General features: G+C 68.6%; 19 protein-coding genes and 2 pseudogenes. 7 read left to right on the top strand and 14 right to left on the bottom strand.

Translation table 11 applies throughout. From position 1 onward, the window contains the following. The first annotated feature begins 42 nt into the window (after positions 1–42). Positions 43–744, top strand: coding sequence for a GPP34 family phosphoprotein (locus tag Pflav_RS05875; RefSeq protein WP_197938006.1), 702 nt, complete (start codon positions 43–45; stop codon positions 742–744). 77 nt (positions 745–821) lie between these two features. Here the strand turns inward: Pflav_RS05875 and Pflav_RS05870 are convergent, their stop codons facing one another. The 5 genes from Pflav_RS05870 to Pflav_RS05855 form a co-directional block, all read right to left on the bottom strand. Further along, entirely contained in the window at positions 822–2,078 is a 1,257-nt protein-coding gene (locus Pflav_RS05870; RefSeq protein WP_232071014.1) for an FAD-dependent monooxygenase, read from the bottom strand. Then, positions 2,075–2,992 (bottom strand): MFS transporter, encoded by a 918-nt coding sequence (locus Pflav_RS05865; RefSeq protein ID WP_197938004.1) that lies wholly within the window; start codon positions 2,990–2,992, stop codon positions 2,075–2,077. The genes Pflav_RS05870 and Pflav_RS05865 overlap by 4 nt, the downstream gene beginning before the upstream one ends. Beyond that, the gene (locus Pflav_RS43345; protein WP_197938002.1) at positions 2,938–3,504 is read right to left on the bottom strand and encodes an MFS transporter; all 567 of its coding nucleotides are present in this window, start codon (positions 3,502–3,504) and stop codon (positions 2,938–2,940) included. The genes Pflav_RS05865 and Pflav_RS43345 overlap by 55 nt, the downstream gene beginning before the upstream one ends. A 152-nt stretch (positions 3,505–3,656) precedes the next feature. Further along, complete coding sequence (locus Pflav_RS05860; RefSeq protein WP_173034355.1) at positions 3,657–4,334, bottom strand: response regulator transcription factor; 678 nt, start codon at positions 4,332–4,334, stop codon at positions 3,657–3,659. Continuing rightward, positions 4,331–5,671 (bottom strand): sensor histidine kinase, encoded by a 1,341-nt coding sequence (locus tag Pflav_RS05855; RefSeq protein WP_232071013.1) that lies wholly within the window; start codon positions 5,669–5,671, stop codon positions 4,331–4,333. Before Pflav_RS05855 ends, Pflav_RS05860 begins: the two co-directional genes overlap by 4 nt. Positions 5,672–5,877: 206 nt before the next feature. Between Pflav_RS05855 and Pflav_RS05850 the strand changes: the two genes are divergently transcribed. Next, positions 5,878–6,678, top strand: coding sequence for an ABC transporter ATP-binding protein (locus tag Pflav_RS05850; protein WP_173034351.1), 801 nt, complete (start codon positions 5,878–5,880; stop codon positions 6,676–6,678). After that, positions 6,678–8,930: an ABC transporter permease gene (locus Pflav_RS05845; protein WP_173034349.1), complete on the top strand. Its 2,253-nt coding sequence runs from the start codon at positions 6,678–6,680 to the stop codon at positions 8,928–8,930. The genes Pflav_RS05850 and Pflav_RS05845 overlap by 1 nt, the downstream gene beginning before the upstream one ends. Positions 8,931–9,039: 109 nt before the next feature. Here the strand turns inward: Pflav_RS05845 and Pflav_RS05840 are convergent, their stop codons facing one another. Further along, entirely contained in the window at positions 9,040–9,303 is a 264-nt protein-coding gene (locus Pflav_RS05840) for an SDR family NAD(P)-dependent oxidoreductase (RefSeq protein WP_173034347.1), read from the bottom strand. 16 nt (positions 9,304–9,319) lie between these two features. Here Pflav_RS05840 and Pflav_RS05835 point away from each other — a divergent pair, with 16 nt between their 5' ends. Then, complete coding sequence (locus Pflav_RS05835; RefSeq protein ID WP_173034344.1) at positions 9,320–9,757, top strand: hypothetical protein; 438 nt, start codon at positions 9,320–9,322, stop codon at positions 9,755–9,757. A 2,100-nt stretch (positions 9,758–11,857) separates the two neighbouring features. On the opposite strand, the pseudogene Pflav_RS44925 reads toward Pflav_RS05835, so the two are convergent. The 6 genes and pseudogenes from Pflav_RS44925 to Pflav_RS05800 all read right to left on the bottom strand — a co-directional run bounded on the left by Pflav_RS44925 (position 11,858) and on the right by Pflav_RS05800 (position 15,992). Then, positions 11,858–12,715, bottom strand: a pseudogene (locus Pflav_RS44925) (SDR family NAD(P)-dependent oxidoreductase). A 103-nt stretch (positions 12,716–12,818) separates the two neighbouring features. Continuing rightward, a complete protein-coding gene (locus tag Pflav_RS05820) occupies positions 12,819–13,373 on the bottom strand; it encodes a DUF4188 domain-containing protein (RefSeq protein WP_173034340.1) in 555 nt (184 codons plus the stop codon). A 147-nt stretch (positions 13,374–13,520) separates the two neighbouring features. Next, the gene (locus tag Pflav_RS05815; protein WP_197938000.1) at positions 13,521–13,919 is read right to left on the bottom strand and encodes an ester cyclase; all 399 of its coding nucleotides are present in this window, start codon (positions 13,917–13,919) and stop codon (positions 13,521–13,523) included. Positions 13,920–14,303: 384 nt separating this feature from the next. Next, complete coding sequence (locus Pflav_RS05810; RefSeq protein WP_197937998.1) at positions 14,304–14,504, bottom strand: alcohol dehydrogenase catalytic domain-containing protein; 201 nt, start codon at positions 14,502–14,504, stop codon at positions 14,304–14,306. A gap of 388 nt (positions 14,505–14,892) precedes the next feature. Next, positions 14,893–15,492: a TetR/AcrR family transcriptional regulator gene (locus Pflav_RS05805; RefSeq protein ID WP_173034339.1), complete on the bottom strand. Its 600-nt coding sequence runs from the start codon at positions 15,490–15,492 to the stop codon at positions 14,893–14,895. Between the two features lie 209 nt (positions 15,493–15,701). After that, positions 15,702–15,992, bottom strand: coding sequence for a hypothetical protein (locus tag Pflav_RS05800; RefSeq protein WP_232071012.1), 291 nt, complete (start codon positions 15,990–15,992; stop codon positions 15,702–15,704). A gap of 305 nt (positions 15,993–16,297) precedes the next feature. On the opposite strand from Pflav_RS05800, the gene Pflav_RS05795 reads away from it, so the two are divergent. The 3 genes and pseudogenes from Pflav_RS05795 (at position 16,298) to Pflav_RS05785 (ending at position 18,960) form a co-directional block, all read left to right on the top strand. Next, a complete protein-coding gene (locus Pflav_RS05795; RefSeq protein WP_173034338.1) occupies positions 16,298–17,032 on the top strand; it encodes a hypothetical protein in 735 nt (244 codons plus the stop codon). Between the two features lie 180 nt (positions 17,033–17,212). Then, positions 17,213–17,569 (top strand): annotated as a pseudogene (locus tag Pflav_RS05790) (hypothetical protein); the annotation flags it as partial. A gap of 695 nt (positions 17,570–18,264) precedes the next feature. After that, positions 18,265–18,960 carry a DivIVA domain-containing protein gene (locus Pflav_RS05785; RefSeq protein ID WP_173034336.1) on the top strand — a complete coding sequence of 232 codons (696 nt, stop codon included), beginning with the start codon at positions 18,265–18,267 and terminating at the stop codon, positions 18,958–18,960. 694 nt (positions 18,961–19,654) lie between these two features. Here Pflav_RS05785 and Pflav_RS05780 read toward each other — a convergent pair. Both Pflav_RS05780 and Pflav_RS05775 read right to left on the bottom strand, forming a co-directional pair. Next, positions 19,655–19,825 (bottom strand): hypothetical protein, encoded by a 171-nt coding sequence (locus Pflav_RS05780; protein ID WP_173034335.1) that lies wholly within the window; start codon positions 19,823–19,825, stop codon positions 19,655–19,657. Between the two features lie 197 nt (positions 19,826–20,022). Continuing rightward, complete coding sequence (locus tag Pflav_RS05775; protein WP_173034334.1) at positions 20,023–20,166, bottom strand: hypothetical protein; 144 nt, start codon at positions 20,164–20,166, stop codon at positions 20,023–20,025. Between the last annotated feature and the right edge of the window lie 590 nt (positions 20,167–20,756).

The raw sequence follows: 20,756 nt of genomic DNA, 5'->3' as shown, positions 1-20,756 counted from the left end.
CACTCGGAGGTGGACGGATCTCGCATCTTGAGGAGCCTTGCCGTGGCACACCGACCAGGCGAAGTCCGGCTGGGACCACCGACCCTGGCCGAAGATCTCCTGCTTCTCCTGTTCCAGCCGGACCCCGGCATCATCGCCGGCGAGAGCACACTCACCTATGTTCTCGCCGGAGCGGCGTTCGCCGACCTCGGGCTCGGCAGCCACGTGCGGTATATCCCTGGGATGGGCGGGTCGACCCGGATGGAGGCAGTCGCGGATCACCCGCCGGCGGACGACGTCCTGCGAGTCGCGTGGGACCACATCGCCGCGAAGCCCTGGGGTGTCCAGGCGGCGCTGGTGGCGATCGGGCCGGTCTTGCGCAGCCCGCTAATCGACCGGCTGGCCCGGCGCGGTGACATCCGGCGGTTCAGCCGCGAGACGCTCGGCCGTCGCAGCGCGGAAGTCCTAGAGGACGGCGGGTCCGGGCGCCGGGCCGTCCTGCTCTCCGGTGTGCGCGAAGCGCTGGTCGATGCCGCCGAACCGCAACCCCGGATCGCCGCGCTCGCGGCGCTGTTGTGGGCAAGTGGAACACTGGCCCGGTTCGAGCCCGACATCCCCTGGACGGCCGACGTCATCGACCGCGCCAAGCACCTCGAGCGAGGCGTCCGGGGAGCTCACGCCGCCGCCGAAGCGATCGCCCGCACCGTCACCGGGTCGATCGTGAACAACATTGTCATCGCCGCGGCCGTCCTTCCCGCGTTGTGACACGACTTCCACGCCGCTGGTTCGACGTCCTGGAGAAGCGATGGCTCAAGGCCGAGAAGGTCGTCCGTGACCAGCGGTCACCAATCTGATCGCTCAAAATGGTGGACTGGCGACGAGTCACCCAGCGGCCGCGAACTCGGGCAGGGTGAGCGCGGAATGCGCTGCTCGCCCCTGCGCAGGGGCAGCGCGGAGAGATTGCGCAGCCTGTCGTTGCGCTGTTGCAGGGCCTCGGCGGTGGTCGGGAGCAGGGTAGGGTCGCCGTTGCCGATGAGGTCCTGGTTCGCAGTGACGAACCCGCGGGTGTCGTGCTCGTAGGCGGCGAAGCCGCCGGTGTGGTCGTGGCGGGCCAGGGAGCCGGCGAGCATGTAGGCGCCCACGAGGGCGAGGCTGGTGCCCTGCCCGGTGAGGAACGACGGTGCGTACGCGGCGTCGCCGACCAGTGCGACCCGACCGCTCGACCAGCGGGGCATGCGGATCTGGCTGACGCCGTCGAAGAACAGATCCTCGGCCTCGTGTACGGCCGCCAGCAGTCCCGGGACCTCCCATCCCGCGTCCGCGAAGACCTCGTTGACCAGGTCCCGCTGGGCCTGCGGGTCCTGGAACGCGCCGTTCGGCGCCTCCGCGCGGGCGAAGCTCAGGAGGGCGTGAAGCTCGTCGCCGTCCCCGGCGGCGTACAGGGCGGCGGCACGGCCCGGGGTGTTCCACAGCACGGTCTCGTGGGAGAGCCCGAAGGTGTTGGGCACGGTGAATCCGGCGAAGCAGTAGCCGAGGTAGCGGTGGTACTGCTCCTCCGGGCCGAGCACGAGCTCGCGGGTGCGTGAGTGCAGGCCGTCCGCCCCGACCACGAGGTCGAACGTGCGGCGGCCGCCGCCGCGGAAGGTGACCTCGACCCCGTGGTCGGACTGCTCGAGCGTATCGATGGACTCGTCGAAGACGAGCTCGACGTCAGCGGGCAGCGCCGCGTGGAGGGCCGCGGTCAGGTCGCCGCGGCGTATCTCCAGGTCCCGCCCTGTGACGCCGCCGGTGACCGTGTGGGGGTGGAGAGAGACCACCTCGCTGCCGTCCCCGGCGAGGAAGGTCAGCCGGCGCAGGTCGATGTGCGCGTCCTGTAGGCGGGGCAGGATCCCCATCTTCCGCACGACCTCGAGCGCAGTGCCGCGCACGTCGATCGGGTAGCCGCCGCGGCGCGGCGTGGGCGACTTCTCGACCATGGTGACGTTGAATCCGTAGTGGTTGAGCCAGAATGCGAGGGCGGGCCCAGCGATGCTGGCCCCGGAGACGAGGACCGTGCGCTCCGCCGCACGGCGGTGGGTGGGCAGGTCGGTGAGTGTCATGACAGGGACTCCTTCAGGTTGCGAGTGACGAGCAGGGACAGCGCCGCGACGGTGCCGGCGATGAGGAAGCCGGTGACGAAGGCCGACTCGGCCGGGACGTCCGCCCCGGCGGGGGTCGCGGCGGTGAGCAGCGCACCGCAGACCTGGGTGCCGACGGCGTAGCCGAGGACGCGGGTCACCAGGACCACGCTGGTGGCGATGCCGGTGTCGCCCCGGTGGACGGACGTGGCGGTGGTGGTCACCATCGCCGTGACGATCAGACCGTTGGCGAGCGCGACCATCGCCTTGGCGGCGACGAGGTGCCAGACCTCGGTGTGCACGGCGGCCAGGGCCAGCAGGGCGGTGACCATGGTGACGGCCCCGACGGTGACGACAGCGCGCGAGCCGAACCGCTTGGATCCGATCCCGGCAAGCGGCCCCGCCAGTGCGGCGGCGATGGCTCCGGGCAACAGGTAGAAGCCGATCTCGGTGGCGCTGGCCCCGAAGCCGTACCCGCTGGTGGGGACTGCTAAGAGCTGCGGGATGAGGTAGACCGGCGCCGAGGTGCCGACGCAGATCACGAATGTGAGCACGCACGCCCGCCACACTGCGGGCCGGGCCAGCATGCGTAGGTCGATCATCGGCGAGGCCGCGCGGCGTTGGACGGCGGTCCAGGCGACCACGAACCCGGCCAGGACCACGACGAGGGCCACGATCACCAGGGGCTGCGAGGCCAGCTCGGGTGCGAGTGACAGCGTGAGCATGAGAGTGACAAGCATCCCGCTGAGCAGAGCGAGGCCGGGCCAGTCGAGCCTGGTCTCACCTACGTGGCCCGGCGGATCGGCCGGCACCAGCCGGTGGACGAGGGCGGTCGCCCCGATCACCGCGATCGTCGGCAGCGCGAACATCCAGTGCCGCGACAGCGCTTCGGCCACGGGCCCAGCCGACAGCGTTCCCGCCATCCCCCGCCCACGAACATCCCGCTGACGACTCCGATGGCCACCTTCGCCTCCGCTGCGGGAAAGTGGCCGCGCACGAGGATGAAAGACAGCGGCAGCGCGCCGACCATCGCTCCCTGCAGGATCTGGCCGAGCAGTAGCAGCGGGAAGCTCGGCGCGAACGCGGACGTCAGACCACCGGCCGCGACCACGCTCATCAGCACGACCATGACCCGCTTGCCGCCGTACCGGTCGCCGAGCTTGCCGGCCACCGGTGTGGTGATCGCGCCGGTGATGAGGAGCGCGATGCTCAGCAGCGCCCCGGCGGCCGGACTCAGGTCCAGCTCGTCCTGCAGGAGCGGCAGTGTCGGCGTCACCACCGACTCGAGCGCACCGGTGGCGACCGCCAGCAGGCCGAGGGCCACGACGGCCGCCTTGCCGATGTGGGCCGCTGGTGGCGTCGGCTCGTCGTACGTCGAGATCCGGTCCGGTAGTGCGTGCGTTGCCACTGCTGATCACTCCAGGGAGCCAGGTGGATGGGGGCGATTCCCACCCTGCTCGCCGAGGCTGCGCCGCACATCGTCCGCAGCCACCGACCTCTGGTGGTGCGACCGGACCAGCCGCACACCGGTCGTAGTGGCTCCGCACTACGGGCAGCTGGTCAGGGCAGCCGGTCAGCGCCGCGGGCCAGGCCGGTCTGGTAAGCGATGACGACAAGCTGCGCACGGTCGCGGGCCTGGAGCTTCGTCATGGCGCGCTGCACGTGTGCGCGGACGGTGAAGGGGCTCAGGAACACCTGCTCTGCGATCTCCTGGTTGGACAGGCCGGTCGCGACAAGGGCCACCATCTCGCGCTCGCGCGGGGTGAGCACGTCGAGCTGCTCGGGCAGGTGCGGGGGCGCGTCGTCCGGCGTGGCCAGGAAGCGGGCCACCAACGCACGGGTCGCGGCGGGCGAGAGCAGGGTCTCGCCGTCGGCGATCGTGCGGACGGCGCCCAGCAGGTCCGCCGCCCCGATGCCCTTGCCGATAAAGCCGCTCGCTCCCGCGCGCAGCGCCTGGGCGACGTACTCGTCGGTCTCGTAGGTGGTGAGGATCAGGATGCGGCTGGCCTGCAGCTCCGGGTCCGCGCAGATCTCCGAGGTGGCGGTGAGGCCGTCCACCCCGGGCATCCGGATGTCCATGACCACCACGTCGGGGCGCAGCTCCCTGGTGAGGCTCACCGCCTCCCTGCCGTCGGCGGCCTCGCCGACCACCGTGATGTCATCGGCGGTGGCGAGGAGCGTCCGGAACGCCTGGCGCAGGAGGGCCTGGTCGTCGGCGAGCAGCACCCGGACGGTCACGGGACCTCGCCGATCCCTGGGCCGACCTCAGCCTCGCTCGCGCGTCCGTCGCCCGCCGTCGCGTCGGCCATCCGCCCGTCAGCATCGGGCGTTCCGTCGCTCGCCCCCATGTTCCGCACGGGCGGAAGAGGCAGGTGGGTGGAGACGAGAAAGCCGCCCTCCGGGCTCCTGCCCGCGGAGAGCTGTCCGCCAACCGCAGCGGCCCGCTCACGCATCCCGATCAGACCGTAGCCGGGTGGCCGGTCCGGCAGCGTCAGGAGGCGCTGTCCGGTGGACGCGTGCGGCGCGTTACGAGCGTCCTTCCCGTCGTCGGCGACAGTGATGGCGAGACGGTGGCGGTTCCAGACCAGGCGCACCCGGGCGCTGCCGGCGCCGGCGTGCTTGGTCACGTTGGTCAACGCCTCCTGGATGATGCGGTAGGCGGTGAGGTCCGCCCCCGGCGGCAGCGGCCTGGCCGTGCCTTTCTGGTCCACCGACACCTCCAGTCCGGCGCGGCGAAAGGACTCAAGAAGGGCGGGGAGCTGGGAGAGCCCGGGCGTTGGTTCGGTGGGTGCGACGGCATCGCCGGACTGGCGCAGCAGGCCGACCGTGGCCCGCAGGTCGTCGAGTGCGTTACGGGTGGTCTCTATGAGGTCGTCCAGGCCCTTGCGGGTCTGCTCGGGATGTGCGTCGAACAGATGCGCGGCGACCACGGCCTGGGCGTTGGCCAGAGTGATCTGGTGGGCCACAAGGTCGTGCAGTTCGCGGGCGATGCGCACGCGCTCCTCGGCGACCCTGCGGCGTGCCTCGCTCTCCCGGGTCTTCTCGGCGCGGCGGGCCCGCTCCTCCACGGCCCCCAGGTAGGCCCGCCTGTTGTGCACCGACCGACCGAGCACGCCGGCCACCAGCGGGACCGCGGCGACCGTGCCTAACCGGCTCACGTCCTGCCACGACAGGGTCTCGACGAGAGCGGCCGTCGAGACCAGCAGCGCCGCTGACAGTAGGAGGGCGCCAACCGCCGTACGCCGCTCGTCGCGCAGGGCAACCACATAGGCGGTAGCCCCGACGGGCGCGACGACAAGCGGGGTCAGCATCAGGTCTAGCGGGGCCACGAGCATGCCGCACAGGGTCGTGGCCGCCAGGGCGCCCAGGGGCGCGCGGTGCCGCAGCGGCAGCAGCGCGCACATCACGCCCGCGACGACGTACGCCGCCGCCGGTGGCGGGCCGAAGGTGTCGTCGATGTGCACGGCGCCGCCGGCGAGGCAGAGCGCGAACGTGGCAGCGAGGGTCGCGCCCTCCCGCCACCACGAGGCTCGTGGCCGCGGGACGAATGCCTCGCTCTCCACGTTCGGCAGCACCCGTCCCAAAGTACGCGGCAACCACCCGGCGGTCATCGTCCGCAGCGACCGTCGTCATCTGGTGCGCAGGCACTAGGCACCCGCAGGTGGCCGGTCTGTGCGCACCAGAGGAAGACGGTCGCCAGAGACGACGACGCCAGGCGGCGTCCGAGGGGAGCGTTGGGCCCGACAGTCCGGCCGACCCGGACAGGAAGGCGGCGCGAGCGATGCCCAACGACGGCAGCACGACCACCGACGCGGTCCGGATGACCGAGGTACGCAAGGTCTACGGCAAGCGCGACAACCAGGTGGTCGCCCTCAACGGTGTCACGACGCGGTTCGGCCGGGGCACGTTCACGGCGATCATGGGCCCGTCGGGCTCCGGCAAGAGCACGCTGCTGCAGTGCGCAGCCGGGCTCGACCGGCCGACGTCGGGCTCGGTCCTCCTCGAGGACCACGAGCTCAGCGACATGAACGAGACCCGGCTTACCATGCTGCGCCGGGACCGGATCGGCTTCATCTTCCAGGCGTTCAACCTGCTCCCGGTCCTCACCGTGCGACAGAACGTGACGCTGCCGCTGCGGCTCGCCGGTCGCAAGCCGGCCCGAGGCCGGGTCAAGAGCGTGCTCGAGCAGGTCGGGCTGGGCGAGCGCAGCAAGCACCGTCCCGCAGAGCTGTCCGGCGGCCAGCAGCAGCGGGTCGCCATCGCACGGGCGCTGATCAGTGACCCCGCGGTCATCTTCGCCGACGAGCCGACGGGCGCGCTGGACACGAGGACCGCGAGGGGTGTCCTCGGGTTGCTGCAGCACTCGGCTCAGACGGCCGGTCAAACGATCGTCATGGTGACCCACGACCCGGTCGCCGCGTCGTACGCCGACCGCGTCCTGTTCCTCGCCGACGGGAACCTCGTGGGTGAGCTGCGCTCGCCGACGGCCGAGGCCGTGGCCGAGCGGATGACCCACCTGGGTGCCTTCGCCGAGGAGGACGCACTGCCGGCTCCGGCGATGACCGGGGAAGGGCACCGCTGATGCTGCAGCTCGCGCTTCGTACCCTGCGGTTCCGGATGGGCACGTTCGTGGCGGCGTTCCTCGCCATGTTCTGTGCCGCGGCCATCCTGATGGCCTGTGGTGGCCTGATCGAGACAGGCATCCGCACCGCCGTACCTCCTCAGCAGCTGGCCTCGGCCGACATCGTCGTCGCCGGCAACCAGGAGTACGACGCTCTCGGCGGCGATCCCGACGAACCGGCGATCCTGCCCGAGCGGGTCCGCGTCGACGCCGACGTGGCGGGCACGATCTCCGCGCTCCCGGGCGTGCAGAGGACCAGGACCTACGTCTTCGACGGCGAGCCGCCGGCGGGGACCGTTGATGCCATCGGAGTGGTGCTCGAGCCCGGAGCAGACCTGGGCGAGGTCCGTGAGCGGATCGACGCCGACCTGGACGGCCAGACCACCACCCTGGTCGGCGACGAACGAGGCCAGGCAGAGTTGCGCGAGGCCAAGGGCAGCAGCGTGAACGTGGTCGCTCTGGCCGGTGTCTTCACCGCCTTCGCGATCATGGTGTCGATCTTCGGGGTGGCCTCGATGCTCGCGCTGTCCATCCAGCAGCGTCAGCAGGAACTGGCGCTGCTGCGGGCCATCGGCTCCACGCCCCGTCAGGTGCGCCGGCTGATCCTGCGCGAGACCTCGGTCCTCGCGCTGGTCGCCACCGCGCTCGCCACCGCCCCGGGCCGGTTCCTGGGCGAGTTGATGTTCGACCAGCTGACGGAGCGCGGCATCGCCACCGAGGGGGTCGCGTTCCACCTTGGCTGGATACCGACGGTGGCCTCGATGGGGATCGCGATCCTCGCCGCGCTGGCCGGGGCCCTGAGTGCCGGCCGGCGAGCCGCGCGCATCAGACCCACCCAGGCCCTCGCGGAGGTCTCCCTCGAGGGCAGGCTGATCGGCGTCTGGCGGATGTTCCTCGCAGTGCTCCTGCTCGGTGGCGGGGTCGCGCTGACCTTCGTGACCATCGTGGCGATGAGCGGACCGCTCACCCCCGCCACCGCCGCGCCTGCGGTCATCGTCTTCGCAATCGGATTCGCCCTGCTCGCCCCCGTCCTCGGCAAGGTGATGACCTACCTCCTGCAGTGGCCGGTCCGCGCGCTGGGCGGCGTGACCGGAGAGCTCGCCGTGCTCAACACCCGCGGCCGGACCGGCCGGATGGCGGCCGTGATGGGGCCGGTCATCCTGCTGACCGGGGTGGCGACCGGAATGCTCTACCTGCAAACGACCAACGACCACGCCGACCGGCAGAGCTTCGCGGACACCCTGGTCGCCGACGCCGTGGTCACCGCCGAAGGCGGCGTCGACCCGGAGCTCGTCGAGCAGATCGACGAGCTCCCCGGCGTGGCCGGCGCGTCGGCGTACATCAGCAGCACCGGCTTCATCGAGGAGCCGGACGACCGCTCGCCAGGGGGCGAGGGCTGGAACCTCCAGGGCGTCAGCGCCGACGGTGCGGAGGCCACCACGCCCGTCGACGTCACCGCGGGCGCACTCGACGCTCTGGTCGGTGACACGGTCGCACTCGAGACCGAGCACGCCCGGAGGCTGGGCATCGACGTCGGCGACCCGATCACGCTGCGGATGGGCGACAACACCACGCTCGACGTGCAGGTCGCCGCATTGTTCAGCGCCCCCGACGACTACGACACCCTGCTGCTCCCGGCCGAGACCCTGGCCGCCCACACGACCGACGGATCCGCGACCCGGATCCTGGTCACCGCCGACCAGGACACCGACCCCGAGGACTTCACCGCAGAGCTGACCCGATCACTCGACTCGGAGAAGGCGCTGACGGTGAGCGGACGGGACATCCTCCTCCGGGAGTACGACGAGCAGCGGACGACCGCCAACTTCGCGATCTACATCATGGTGCTGATGATCGCCGGGTACGCCTCCATCACCGTGATCAACACCTTGGCGTCGAGCACCTCGGCGCGACGCCGGGAGTTCGGGCTGCAGCGGCTCGCGGGCTCTACCCGCGGTCAGGTGATCCGGATGGTCGGCATCGAAGGCGCGATCGTGGCCGTCAGCGGCGTCGTGCTCGGCACCGCGGCCTCGCTCGCCATCCTGATCCCGGTCAGCCTCAAGCGCCTCGACTCAGTCATACCTGCCGGATCGCCGCTCACCTACGCCGCGATCGCGGGCCTCACCGTCCTGCTGACCCTCGCCGCCACGCTCTTGCCAGCCTGGAGGGCGACGCGAGGCCGACCCGCCGAATCGGCCCTCGCGATCGAGTAGTCAGCTGCCTATCGACGCACCCACGGCTCCTCAGACCCGGTGGAGGTGAAGCTGAAGGTCAGGTGGTTGACCGGTGCGTCGCGCCCGCCGACGAGGTCGGCCGTGCTCGCTACAGCAGTGTGCCACCTGATGCGTCGATCCATTGGCCGGTCACCCAGCGGCTGTCGTCGGAGGCGAGGAAGGCCACTACGTCAGCGACCTCTTCGGGCGTGCCGATCCGGCCCATGGGTGTCAGGGATGACAGCCAGGCCAGCGCGTCGCCGACGAGACGCCCCTGGTGCATGTCGGTGTCGATGACGCCGGGCGCGACGGTGTTGACGGTGACGCGGCGCGGGCCGACTTGGACAAACACGGGCGCCACGATCGTCGGCAACCACCTGTTCGACTACATGAAGTATCTGTACGACGGCGGTGGCATCTACACCACGTTCGGCCACGGTGACTCCTGGGACAACTCCGCCCTGATCACCCGCAACCTCGTCCACGACATGCAGCAGCCCTACTGGGCGGTGTACACGGACTGGGGCTCCAGCTGGATCCGAGTGACCGACAACGTAATCTACGACTTCGTCTTCGGATCGACCGGCGGGTGCTCGGCCGTAGACCTCGGCGGGGCGATATCCCATATCCGCTTCAGCGGCAACTACTGGGCAGACAACGGTCCACTCTGGATGTGCGGGCCGGTCGAGGACCTGACAATCGACGCCAACACCGAGCTTCCAACGGACGACACCCAAGCCATCAACGCCTGCACGACAGACGCACGCTGCGCTCAGATCGCCGGTACCGCCGGCCTTCAACCGGAGTTCCGGGACATCCTTCACTAGCCTAATACTCGAGCCGCAGTTGGCGTTCGCGGAGTCTTCGCTGGTAGTGGCGGATTCTGGCACGGTATTGGCGCCGGCCGCCACGGTGGCGGAGCCGACAGCGGGGTCTGCCACGGGGCTGGCGGCCTCAAACGGCGGCGAGCTCTTCACCCGCGCGGCCGAAGACGAGTCACGCGGGAGGCGCAGGTTACGGCTCCTTGCTTGACGCCGACCCCCACCAGAGTGCGCCACAAGTCGCCTGCTGGACGGACTCGCCTCTGGGCGACGGGGCCGGCGAGGCTGCGACGGGCCGTTCCCCGGTGGCAGACCGTCCGGGTGAAACGGCAGGTCCCGTGGGGTCACCGTTGCGGACCTGGATCCAGCCCGCTGATCCGGGGCAGGATCGGATGGGGGTGAGGGTCGTTGCCGGATACATCCGCGAGCAGGTACGTTTCGGCGCCACAGCGGCAAGCCCATGAACGGGCGCCATCGGACGTCGTGCCCGGCCACCCAGGCGCAGCGGCAAGTGCTTGTCCGGTTGAGGACCAGGCAGAACGCAGGAGGTTCGCCCGACTCCGCCTCCAGCGGGTAGCCGGGTGTCGTCTCACGCACAGCCGCACCGCCTCGACGATGGCCACCTCCGACTGTCACTGGTCGTGGGTGATCCGACTCGCAGGGTCCGGTCCCAGTCATGCAGGAATCCGGCCCAGACTCCGGACAGATCGACGGTGCGCTTGGTGATGTCGATCTTCAACATGGCGGCAACCTCGGCGAGTCAAACGGTCCAACAGCGGCGCACCAGACCAGGCATCCATGTCGAGCTATGAAAAGAGGACTGCTGTGGTGCTCTGACCTGTGGAAGCCCTCACGCTGTCGGGACGGCCGGATTTGAACCGACGACCCCTTGACGCCGAATCAAGGGCACCAGCAGAGCGTTCTTCGGAGTCAAGAGGTCCATGAGCGCCAAGCCGACAAACCCGCCCAGCTCCAACAGCCGCGGCACCGTGAGCACAAGGCCGACCGAGCTGCAGACGTGAGGGCTTGACGGTGTCGCGTCGAGCCCTCACATGCAAACGGCACTTAGCAGGAGGCCGCCACTGAATTTTCTTCACTCGATTTCGAGTTCAGCGGCAGATGAGTAGCGTTAGTTCAGTGCGGACCTTATGGCGGATAGAGTCAGTTGCTATGATGAAACTGAAACACCAGGCGCATCCCAGGTTCCGGTCAACGTTACTGTATTACCTCTGTACGGGCTGTACACATGCGTTCCGGGGATCTGACGGGTCGCACCAGTCGAATGACGCTTGATGTAGACTCGAAAAGTTTGGTATATCTCGTCTCGCGGAGTAATGAACATGGCTTGCCCGCCTGTTACCCAAGGCGAACTGAGGCCGTTCCCGAATGTGATCCGGAGGTGCAGACCTCCGCCCGCAGAACGATTAATTATATGGATTCCGCTTTGCTGGACAGAGATTTCGGCAGACTTTGCTTGGACGGGTGCGCTCATCGCCACCAATGTGCCCATAACCGCGACGGTTGCGGCAAGGGCGATCAACAGGCGCCTAAATGTCGGTAAAATGTGCATAGCTTCTCCTTCTTTCACTACGGGCGATAGGGAGTCGAACAATATCCGACATCGCTAGATTGCGATTCACAGCATCCGCGCAGCCCGGAAAGGTATTTCACGCCGAGTTCATCACCTACCCTCACGAAGAAACGAGCCCCTTTCGAACACCTCCCGACGATTACGGTTCAGGTGAGGCATCTCGTCCCGCCACATTGAAAACTATGTTCCTAGAACAGGGGCAAGAGTCATGGAAATTCCTAGTGTCGCGTCTGAAGTGGTTTGACGGTGTGGGTGGGAAACAGCGCGCTGCGTTGGGGTCGACTCCGCGGCGGAAGGTCAGCCAGGCGAGATGGTGTTGGGCAGGCCGTGGTGAGCCGCGAACCAGTAGCGCTCGTAGCCCAACCGTTCCGCGGCCTGTGGCGTCCGGCGGCTCAGTGCCGGGTGGGAACCTGCCAGTCTGCGTCCAGCCCAGGGCGTCCTACTCAGCGCAACTGGGTGAGTAGCCCGCTCCGTGCAGACGCGGCCGACAACTCCTCCTCGCGCACTTTTCGGAGCTAGTTCAGTCCTGCCGGCTGCCCGCCGGACACCGGCAGGACAGCTCCGTTGATGAAGCTCGCGCCCTCGCCCGCGAGCCAGGCCACAGCCGAGCCGACGTCGTCAGGTTGGCCGACCCTGGCGAGAGGGATCTCGGAGAGCATCGTGTCGAGCGCGCTCTCCTGGTCGATACCGAGCCGGGACGCGGTGAGCCTCAGCTCCGCCTCACCCAGATCGGTGAAGATGTAGCCAGGTGCCACAGCATTGGTGCGAACGCCCTTTGGCCCGAACTCGCGCGCCAGCAGCCGGGTCAGCCCGACGATCGCATGCTTGGCCAGGACCTAGCCCCCGTACCCGCCGACTCCGGCGGGGCCGAGGGTCGAGGCCACATTGACGATCGATCCACGACCCAGCTCGATCATCCCTGGCAGGACCGCGCGAGCCAGATTGACCTGGCCCAGGACGTTGACCTGCCAGGAGATGGCAAGGTCCTTGTCGGAGAGCTCCAGGAACGGGCCAGTGCCGACCCCGGTGCCCGCGTTGTTGACCAGCACGTCCACGGGTCCGAGCTCGTCGCGCACCCGCTCGAGGACAGTAGCGGCCGCCGCGCCGTCCGTGACGTCGAGGCTGAGCGCCATCGACCGCCGGCCGCGCTCCCGGACGAGCCGGGCGGATTCTTCGAGGTCCTCAGGTTTGTCACCGAGCCCGGCTCCTCCAGCCTCGAGGTCGGTCCGGCCCACGCCGACGTCGGTGACGACGACGTCCGCGCCGGCCTCGGCCAAGGCCCGCGCGATACCGCGCCCGATTCCTCGGGGGCGTCCGGCCCCCGTCACCAGGGCGATTCGCCCTTCCAGGGGAGCTACCGAGTTGAACGACATGAGCGCGTCCTCGTCTGCGATCGAAGTCGACGGGTTGGTGGCTGCTCGGGGTGTTCGCAAATGCATCGAGGATGGGGGTCTAGCGGAGGGTCGAGCCTGCAGATCAGGCACCGACTCCCCCGTGGCGGCCATCGTGATCCTCAGCCGGGCGCGGGCCTGCCGGGCTTCCGGGCACCGTCGTCGCTCCGTCCGCCAGGCGAGCGCGGGCACTGTGGTGCCCCTTGCCGACCGGTACCACCTTCGTGGCCTTGGGCAGGCCCATGGCCGGTGTTCCGACGAACATGCTCTCGGCTCGCTCGACGACGAAGGTCTCGTGCCACACGCCGACTGCCTCGGGGTGCTTCCTCGCCATCGCGTTGAACCTCGACCATGCCGGTCGGTGGCTCAATGAGCCGGCGGACGCGTAGTCGTAGAGCTTGTCGACCGAGGACCAGTACTGCACGGCGAACGGCCCTCTGCGGTTGAAGAGGAGCTCGAAGCCGAGCAGCCCCGAGTCCGGGTCCTCGACAAGCTCACGCATCATCGCCGGCATGGCGAGAAAGACGGGCAGCCACAGGTCTGGCCGCCACCACTTGTTGAACGTCATACCGATGTGGAACACCACCAGCTCCCCCTCGTACTCGTGGGTGACCCGGCCCGGGACAGCCTTGTTCGCCATGTCTCCTCCACCTTTCATCAATCGAATCGCATCGATATCTACCTATCGATAGCGTTAAGGCTCGTCCTGCTTCCCGAGCCGGCGGCACCGACTCGGGAAGCAGGACCCGACCAGGGCTGATGGCCCTACCTGCCGGATGCCGCGGTGTCAGATGTCGAGCTGGTCGCGAACTGCCTGTGAGTCGATTAGGTAGTTCATCTCGTAGAAGCGACCGTCGCGCACCTTGTGGAACGAGTACTCGGCGAACTCGAACGTCTTGCCCGTGGGAGCGACGCCGAACCACTCCTTGGTGTGCGTGCCCTTGTTGTACAGACGCGCAGCAACGCGGTCACCGTCGATGGCGATGTCCTGGGGCCGCCACTCGAAGTCCGGCACGGCGTCGCCGTGCCCCTTCAGCTCCGCGATGATGTGCTCGCGCGTCACCTCCTTGCCGTTCTCGACGAGCTCGTCGTGGACGAACTCGGTCATGCGGTCGAAGTCGTGAGCGTTGAGCGCCTCGATGTAGCGCTCGAAGACGTCCCGGATCTCGCTCTCAGACATGGACATGGTGGTCTTCCTTCCTGTCCCCGGGGTCCGGGGGTTGTGCACTGCGATGGTGATGGGTGGCGACGTCCTCCACGGTCTGGCTGTGGCGGCCGTTGCAGTGGGTAGGAACCGCGGCCCAACGAATTCTATTCCTCACAGTACAGAAAGGGTGGTCGGGTGCTGCGGACGGCCCCAAGGCTTCGCTCCGCCAGCCAGAGGGTGCGCCGATCGGAGTCGAACCCTCAACGACGGGCGCACCGGCTACGACGAGCCGTGTGAGCGAGCCAGGGACGCAGTGCGATGTGGTCCTCGCGGCGCACGGCGAATCGGATCGGAGCGCTGGCGGCGTGTTGCGTTGGCGCTCACCCATGCACTCCTGGAGATCAAATCTCGCAGGACGATGTCTCAGGTGCTCGCCCGAGTCGCACCCATCTCGTCGACCACGCTGACGGCATCACGCCCAGGGATCGCGGGCAGGTCCACGGGGAACACCTCCTGCACCGCACCGGAACGCACCTTCCAGTCGACGGGATTGGCGCCGGCCGCCGCGACGCGGACGCGGATCTCGCCGGGCCCGGGATGCGGGTCCGGCACGTGCTCGACCATGAGGGTCTCCACACCGCCGTACTCGTGATAGTGAACTGACGGAACCAGTGCAGGTGGGCGACGGCGCGCTCTACGACCCAGCACTGGGTACCCAGGCCGGCGCCGTGACCGGTCGCGTTTGCCCGCACCGGCGGCGCGGCCAGTAGCAGCGGGACGAGCGGGGTGAGATCGTTGCGGTTGCCACCGGTGAGGGTGGCGGTGAGTGGAATGCCGGTGGCGCGTCGGTGATCAGATTCCGTTCGCTGCCGGTCCTGCTCCGGTCGACGGGGCTTCGTCCCGGCCTTGAATCCCCCTTGCACGCCCGGGCGCGGGGAGCCGTCGACCGCCGCCGGCGAGAAGCCCAGCGCGTTCGCACCGCGGCCCCGTCAGTCTTGCCGCGGCCCAGGGATCACGATGCGAAAGGCCGAAAGGCCGCCAGCGCGTGCTCGGCCACGCGCGACAACTGAGCGCGAGTCGCGCCAGCACCCGCCTGGATGGCCTGGCCGCTTGTCACCGTCAACAGGTACCTCGCCAGGTCTGCCGGGTCCTCGGTCTCGGGAAGATCGCCGTCCGCAATAGCTTGCTTGAAGCGAGCGGTAAGACGCGCCTCGACCGCAATCCGGACCGTATTGAGGAGTTCGACGATCCGCTGGTCAGCCTGCGAGCCGGAGACCCCGCCCTGAACAGTCAGGCAGCCGGGCGGCCGATCCGGATTCGTGATGGTCCGAATATTGCCCTGGAGGTACTCCGCCGCCACGGCGAAAGCCGTGGACTGGGCCAGAGCCGTCTCGACGTAGCGCATGTCGACCTGCGTGTACCGCTGCACGGCGCGTTTGAACGTCGCTTCCTTGTCGCCGAAAGCAGCGTACAGACTTGGGCGGCTGATACCCATCGCTCCAGTCAGATCGTCGAGGGTGGTCCCCTCGTACCCCTGCCGCCAGAAGACAACAATGGCGACGTCGAGCGCCTCATCAATGTCGAACTCCCGCGGCCTGCCCCTACCCGCCATCCAGCACCACCAATCCTTTCAGGACCACCCGAAAACTCCGCATGTCCCCGACAACCCTCCTACCGAGAAGGCTACGGGTTGGTACACGACTACGGCCGGGCATCGAGTCGCAGTCCCCACTCAAACCTTCGACCGTCGCGCCCCAGACCCGGTGCCGCGGCGTCGGCCCCCCAGAAGGCCGGCGTTTCGGAGCGTTTCAGGTGGCAGGGCTATTGCGTAGTCGGGTAGCTCCTGGTCACGGCGTGGATGAGGTCGTCGGGTCGGCGGTTGGCGCGTCTGGTGGCTCTGGCGATGTTGGTTTCGCCGTTGCTGCGGTGGTATCCGATGGCGGTGTTGCGTAGCACGGCGGCGACGGCGGGGCCGTTGCCGGTCCGGGCCTGGTGCGCGTCTTCTCGCAAGGTAACGTCGCGGATCCAGTGCAGCCGGTTCTCGATGTGCCACTCCAGCCGCGCCCAGTCCTGGAGCTGATCGGGCCGGGCGTGTTCGACCGGCAGCGACAAGGCCAGGTACGCGGTCTGGCGGCTGGTTTTCCCTTTGACGGTGCGGGTTCGGGTGATCCGGACGGCCTGTTCGGCGTGTGGGAAGCCGAGCCCGCCGGGGTGCGGTCGGTCAATGCTTTGACGGTGCGGGTTTCCCGCCGGCCATGACCGTGGTCGCGGCGCCGGTCACCGACCGGCACCTGCGCCCAGGGCAGCGCCTTCAGATGCGTGTGGCTTCCCGGGAGAACCTAGCTAGCGAATCTTGAACCGCCGGCCTCGCCCTCGCCTGCCACACTGGCGGCACGCTCGACCGACGGGAGTGCGGCATGTCCGATCGCCTCGCCTACCTGGCCCTCGTCCTGTGTGGCGCCCTGCTGGCGGCGGGCTGCGACGCCGGCTCCCCGGTCGGATCCGCGACGACCGGTTCACCGCCGGCGACCAGCGCGACCACGGCCCCGAGCGGCACGCCGGCGGCCGCGACCCCGACGCCGGAGGCCTCCCGCGGGCCGGTGGTGGACATGGCGCTGCTGCGCCGCCGGGCGGCCGCCGCGCAGATCCCTCCGGGCGGCCTGGTCGTCCTCGGCGGCGCGCGCAAGCCGAAACTCGACGAGGCAGACACGTTCGGGACCGCCGACGTGTGCGGCAGGTACCCCGCGGCCGACGCGGATCGTTTGCACGCCAGTCACATCCGCGTGTGGGCGGCGACCGGGCTGTGGGTACGGAACATCACGCACGCCTACGGGACCGCCAAGGGCGTCGACGTCGTCCAGCAGGTGCGGGCCAACCTGGGGGCCTGCACGAAGTACAAGTCCTGGGACGGCGAGACGACCCTGCTCGGCGAGGTCACCCTGCCCGCCTACCCAGGTCTCGACCAGCGGGTCGCCTACTGCCACCGGAGCAAGCCGGCCGGGCAGACCACGTACATCGCCTGCGACGCCTACCTCGCCAAGGGGACGATGATCTCGACCGTCAGGGTCCTCAGTGGAGCCACCAGGGCGTCGAACGCCGACGCCGTCGTCATCGTCGCCGCGGCGTCCGCCGCCGCGCTGGTCGAGGCGTAGGGCCGGCCGTCAACCTGGCACCGCCAACGCTTCCGCGGCCTGACCGCCCTGCAGGTCCGCAAAGACATCTACGGACACCCCACCCGGGTCATCCTCACCCACTCCCCAACCCTGCACGCCGGTCAGTCCCGCGGACTCGACCAGACGTAGTCCGACTCCAGCGCGTGCCGCCACCGCGACGCCCTACTGATGATCACGACCAGTCCCGCCCTGCGCGCCTGCTACCTCGACACGGTCAGCACGATCGAGGAGCCGCTCGCCGCCGCCATCGTCGAACGCTGCCCGGCCGTGGACCAACTGACCGCCCAGGTACTCGCCGCCGGCGTCGGCGCCGCCGCCAAGCTCGCGCTCCGACAGTGGCTGCACTCGACGAGTGCGGCTACATCGATGAAAGGGTTCGTGGTGCCGTCGGGGTCACTGCCGACCCTCATCCGGACCGCGTTGACACCGCTCGCACCGGCACTCGACGGGGCTGCGACACGCTTACACCCCGAGGGGGCCCACCCGGCCCCGCACAGTTGCCATATTGAGGCATAGCTACAAGATCAACCATACGGTTTCTGCCGTGAACACCGCGGCGTGCTGGTCAGCGGCCCCAGTTGCGCCCCAACCTCGGTAACCATGACGTAAGGGCGGCATTCCGACAGGTGTCGCTTGGGTAAGAGAACCCGGCGGCACTCGGGTCACTTCGTTGGCCACCGACAACAAGGGCGGCCGCTCCACCGCCTCGGACGACCTACACGAAGGCCGGCTCCCACATCAACATCGACGGCGATCGACCGGGCACCGTCAGCCCATCGACGTACCGGACCCTTGTCCAGGTACAGGCCCACGGCTTACATAGAGGGCTTTCGTGTAGTGAAACGGACAGCGAAGGCGTCTTGTCGGAGGTGTTATTGGTTGACGTGCCTCGTACCATCCCGCGTGGTGGGTGTGGGCGACGCCGGGCAGGGTTTCGGAAGCAGGCTCCAAGCAAGGGCAGGTTGCCGCTGATTCTGGATACCTCCAGATCCGGGTCCGGGACGACCAGCACTACGGGTGGCCGCGCCGCAAGATGCTGGATCACATAATGTGCCGGTCTGGTGATGTTTGCGCGGCTATTCCACCGTTGCGGGCTTGGTAGTGTCGGCCGTGACCTGGGTTCTGTCGTGCTAACGGCTCGTGGTGCGGCGTGATTATGGGCGGAACGGTGACCAGTCGACGCGCGGGCCGCACCAACCCAAGGAGTCTCGATGCCGCTCACTCCGGCCGACGTCCACAACATTTCTTTCAAGAAGCCCTCAATCGGCAAGCGCGGCTACGACGAGGAGCAGGTCGACGCCTTCCTGGACGAGCTCGAACACGAGCTGATCCGCCTGATCGAGGAGAACAACGACCTACGCATCCTGATGGCGCATGACGGCGCACAGGCCGGCGCGGGCGCCGACCAGCAGCTGGCCACCGCCCTGGACGAGATGACCGCCCAGCTCGACCGCGTCCAACGAGAAAAGGCAGCTGCGGAGCAAGCCGCCCGCGCGACGCAAGCCGAGCTGGCGCGGGCACACACGCAGGGCGCACCAATGGCCGCCCGCGACCGTCAGCAGGCATCCGAGGTGCTGACCATGGCCGAGCGCACCGCCGACACCCACCTCGGCGAAGCCCAGCACGAGGCCCGCGACCTGTTGTCCGACGCCCGCTCGACAGCGCGGCAGATTACCGGCGATGCACTGGCCAAGGCCGACGCCTTGGAGCAAGACGCCAGACAGCGTCACCACGAGGCAATGAGCGGCCTAGAGGCCAAGCGCACCGCGGCGCAGCACCAGATCGAGGACCTTGAGGCATTCGAGCGGGAGTACCGCTCGCGGCTCAGGGCGCACGTGGAAAGCCAGGTGCGCGATCTAGACGGACGCGGCCCGGGCCTAGACCAGAGCGACGAGGTCGACCGCTGACCGCTCCGATCTGAGGCCGCAGCGCCTACCGCCGCGCCGCCCTGCGCTCGCCTGTGTAGCTTGGGTAGTTCGCTCGCTCCAGACCTCGGCGCCACGATCGAGCAGGCGAAAAGGCGTGCTCGCTGTCGCGCTGCTGGCGTCGCTGCGTGCCGGCGATCTGGACGAGGAGCGGGTGCCCGGGCCGAAGCCGCGTGGTCGGCGGAGGAGCCTGCGGGCTTCAGCCGCGGGTCTTGGCCACGTTGATCGGGCCGAGGTCAAAAGGTGTCCGGAGTCGCTCCATCGCGGCCTCGCTCTCGTCTGGCAGAGTTTGGCGCTGTCCCGATGTGTCCGCGTCCGGCGCTGCCAGGAAAAGCTCTCCGTAGGAGGCGGGCGCCTCGATGGCGGGCTCGGGTGTTGTCGCCTTACCAGTCATTTGCGCTCCAATGCGAGACAGATAGATGCGAAGGGCACAGACCCTTGCGAAAGAATGCGACCGGGTGGGTCGGGTGTACGCCTTCCGTACCCGGAGAACCCAACCGTACGCGCAGACGTACCGCTCACTTGAGGCCGGCTCGCGCAGGGGTGCCTTGGCCACCCCCCGGCCACTGCTCGCACCCAACGACACCGAACGCAACGGATACGTAACCAGCGTGGTCTACTTTCCGCGGCGGCGAGCGCCCTGGGCATCTCTCCGGACCTGAGCCTGGCGAGGTGACTAGCTTCCGGTTCGTCCGATCGCGGTCGGGTCGATCTGAAGCATCCGCAGCAGGGAACTGTTCTTGCTCGTATCGACGACCTCGGGAAGCTCCCGGTCGACCCAGTCGGCCCTGTCGTGCAGTCCTTTGGACCGCAGCACCTCGATGATCTGCGATTTGTCGATATGCATCAATGCTGCCTTCGTCGCAGGGATGGGGCGCGTGGTGGCACACCGGATAAGGCACGCCAGTCATGAGGTGCAGCAGACTCCGGTCTACCCGGCCGCATGCACGTGAACCAGTACCTCGGTGTCGGTCGTCTGGAGTTTGTTAACCTCTCGTAGCTCAAGGACGTCGGCCGACCCGTAGACGTCCTGGACGATCGCCTTCATCGTGGTCGCCCACTCGTGCCGATCCCGAAGGTTCGTCGGTCGGGCACCGACCGTGTCCGGACCAGGCTCAGCGGGATGCTCGCCATCTTGGGCGTCATGCCGCCGGTCGGGGTGTCGTGCCCGTCGGCGTTGTTGACCATCACGTTCCTTCGGGTGCTGGTAGGCCGCGCACCTTAGCCAACTGCCGGTGCGTTCCGTGGCGTGGCCCCGGCGGCTATCTACGAGGCGAGTTCGAAACCGGTGGCCAGCATGGAACCCACGTCGATGCCGGGCGGCTGGGCTCGCTGCCGTCAGCACTTGCCGGACCGCAGTGACGCCCAACACCCTACGCCTGATCACCGCGGAAAGCGCCCTCGGTGGGGTTCGGAGGGGCCGTCCAGACCGAACAGGAGTACAGGTGGGTTCCTTCCGGAACGGGTCCACATCCCGCCCCAGATGCCAGCCGCACCGGCTAAGCCAGAGGGATGTCCGTAGGTCACGATGTCCGTCCATCGTGGACAACGGTCGAATCGGCGAGCCCACATGCATTCCGTGCGCCTGACGCCTACCACCAACCGGGCGACAGTGACGCCGCCAAGGCGGCTCTGCTCATCCCACGCGCCGGGCCGATGGGCGAACGACCGACGCACCCGGGACGCCACGACCGCTGACGGCCTTCACCGAAGCAGTGGGCCGTGACCATCTCTGCGGCAAACTCCACGGTTCGGCATCCGTTCCACCGCGATCGGTC

This window comes from Phytohabitans flavus (genome assembly GCF_011764545.1).
Taxonomy (GTDB): domain Bacteria; phylum Actinomycetota; class Actinomycetes; order Mycobacteriales; family Micromonosporaceae; genus Phytohabitans; species Phytohabitans flavus.
The sequence above is the reverse complement of the archived record's forward strand: the minus strand, read 5'-3'. Positions and strand labels throughout refer to the sequence as shown.

What these genes read in the sequence shown, in the direction of transcription:
- Pflav_RS05870 (WP_232071014.1), bottom strand. Translation starts at nt 2,078, where the DNA reads ATGACACTCACCGACCTGCCCACCCACCGCCGTGCGGCGGAGCGCACG.
- Pflav_RS05850 (WP_173034351.1), top strand. Translation starts at nt 5,878, where the DNA reads ATGCCCAACGACGGCAGCACGACCACCGACGCGGTCCGGATGACCGAG.
- Pflav_RS05845 (WP_173034349.1), top strand. Translation starts at nt 6,678, where the DNA reads ATGCTGCAGCTCGCGCTTCGTACCCTGCGGTTCCGGATGGGCACGTTC.
- Pflav_RS05835 (WP_173034344.1), top strand. Translation starts at nt 9,320, where the DNA reads ATGAAGTATCTGTACGACGGCGGTGGCATCTACACCACGTTCGGCCAC.
- Pflav_RS05820 (WP_173034340.1), bottom strand. Translation starts at nt 13,373, where the DNA reads ATGGCGAACAAGGCTGTCCCGGGCCGGGTCACCCACGAGTACGAGGGG.
- Pflav_RS05815 (WP_197938000.1), bottom strand. Translation starts at nt 13,919, where the DNA reads ATGTCCATGTCTGAGAGCGAGATCCGGGACGTCTTCGAGCGCTACATC.
- Pflav_RS05810 (WP_197937998.1), bottom strand. Translation starts at nt 14,504, where the DNA reads ATGGTCGAGCACGTGCCGGACCCGCATCCCGGGCCCGGCGAGATCCGC.
- Pflav_RS05805 (WP_173034339.1), bottom strand. Translation starts at nt 15,492, where the DNA reads ATGGCGGGTAGGGGCAGGCCGCGGGAGTTCGACATTGATGAGGCGCTC.
- Pflav_RS05795 (WP_173034338.1), top strand. Translation starts at nt 16,298, where the DNA reads ATGTCCGATCGCCTCGCCTACCTGGCCCTCGTCCTGTGTGGCGCCCTG.
- Pflav_RS05785 (WP_173034336.1), top strand. Translation starts at nt 18,265, where the DNA reads ATGCCGCTCACTCCGGCCGACGTCCACAACATTTCTTTCAAGAAGCCC.
- Pflav_RS05780 (WP_173034335.1), bottom strand. Translation starts at nt 19,825, where the DNA reads ATGCATATCGACAAATCGCAGATCATCGAGGTGCTGCGGTCCAAAGGA.
- Pflav_RS05775 (WP_173034334.1), bottom strand. Translation starts at nt 20,166, where the DNA reads ATGGTCAACAACGCCGACGGGCACGACACCCCGACCGGCGGCATGACG.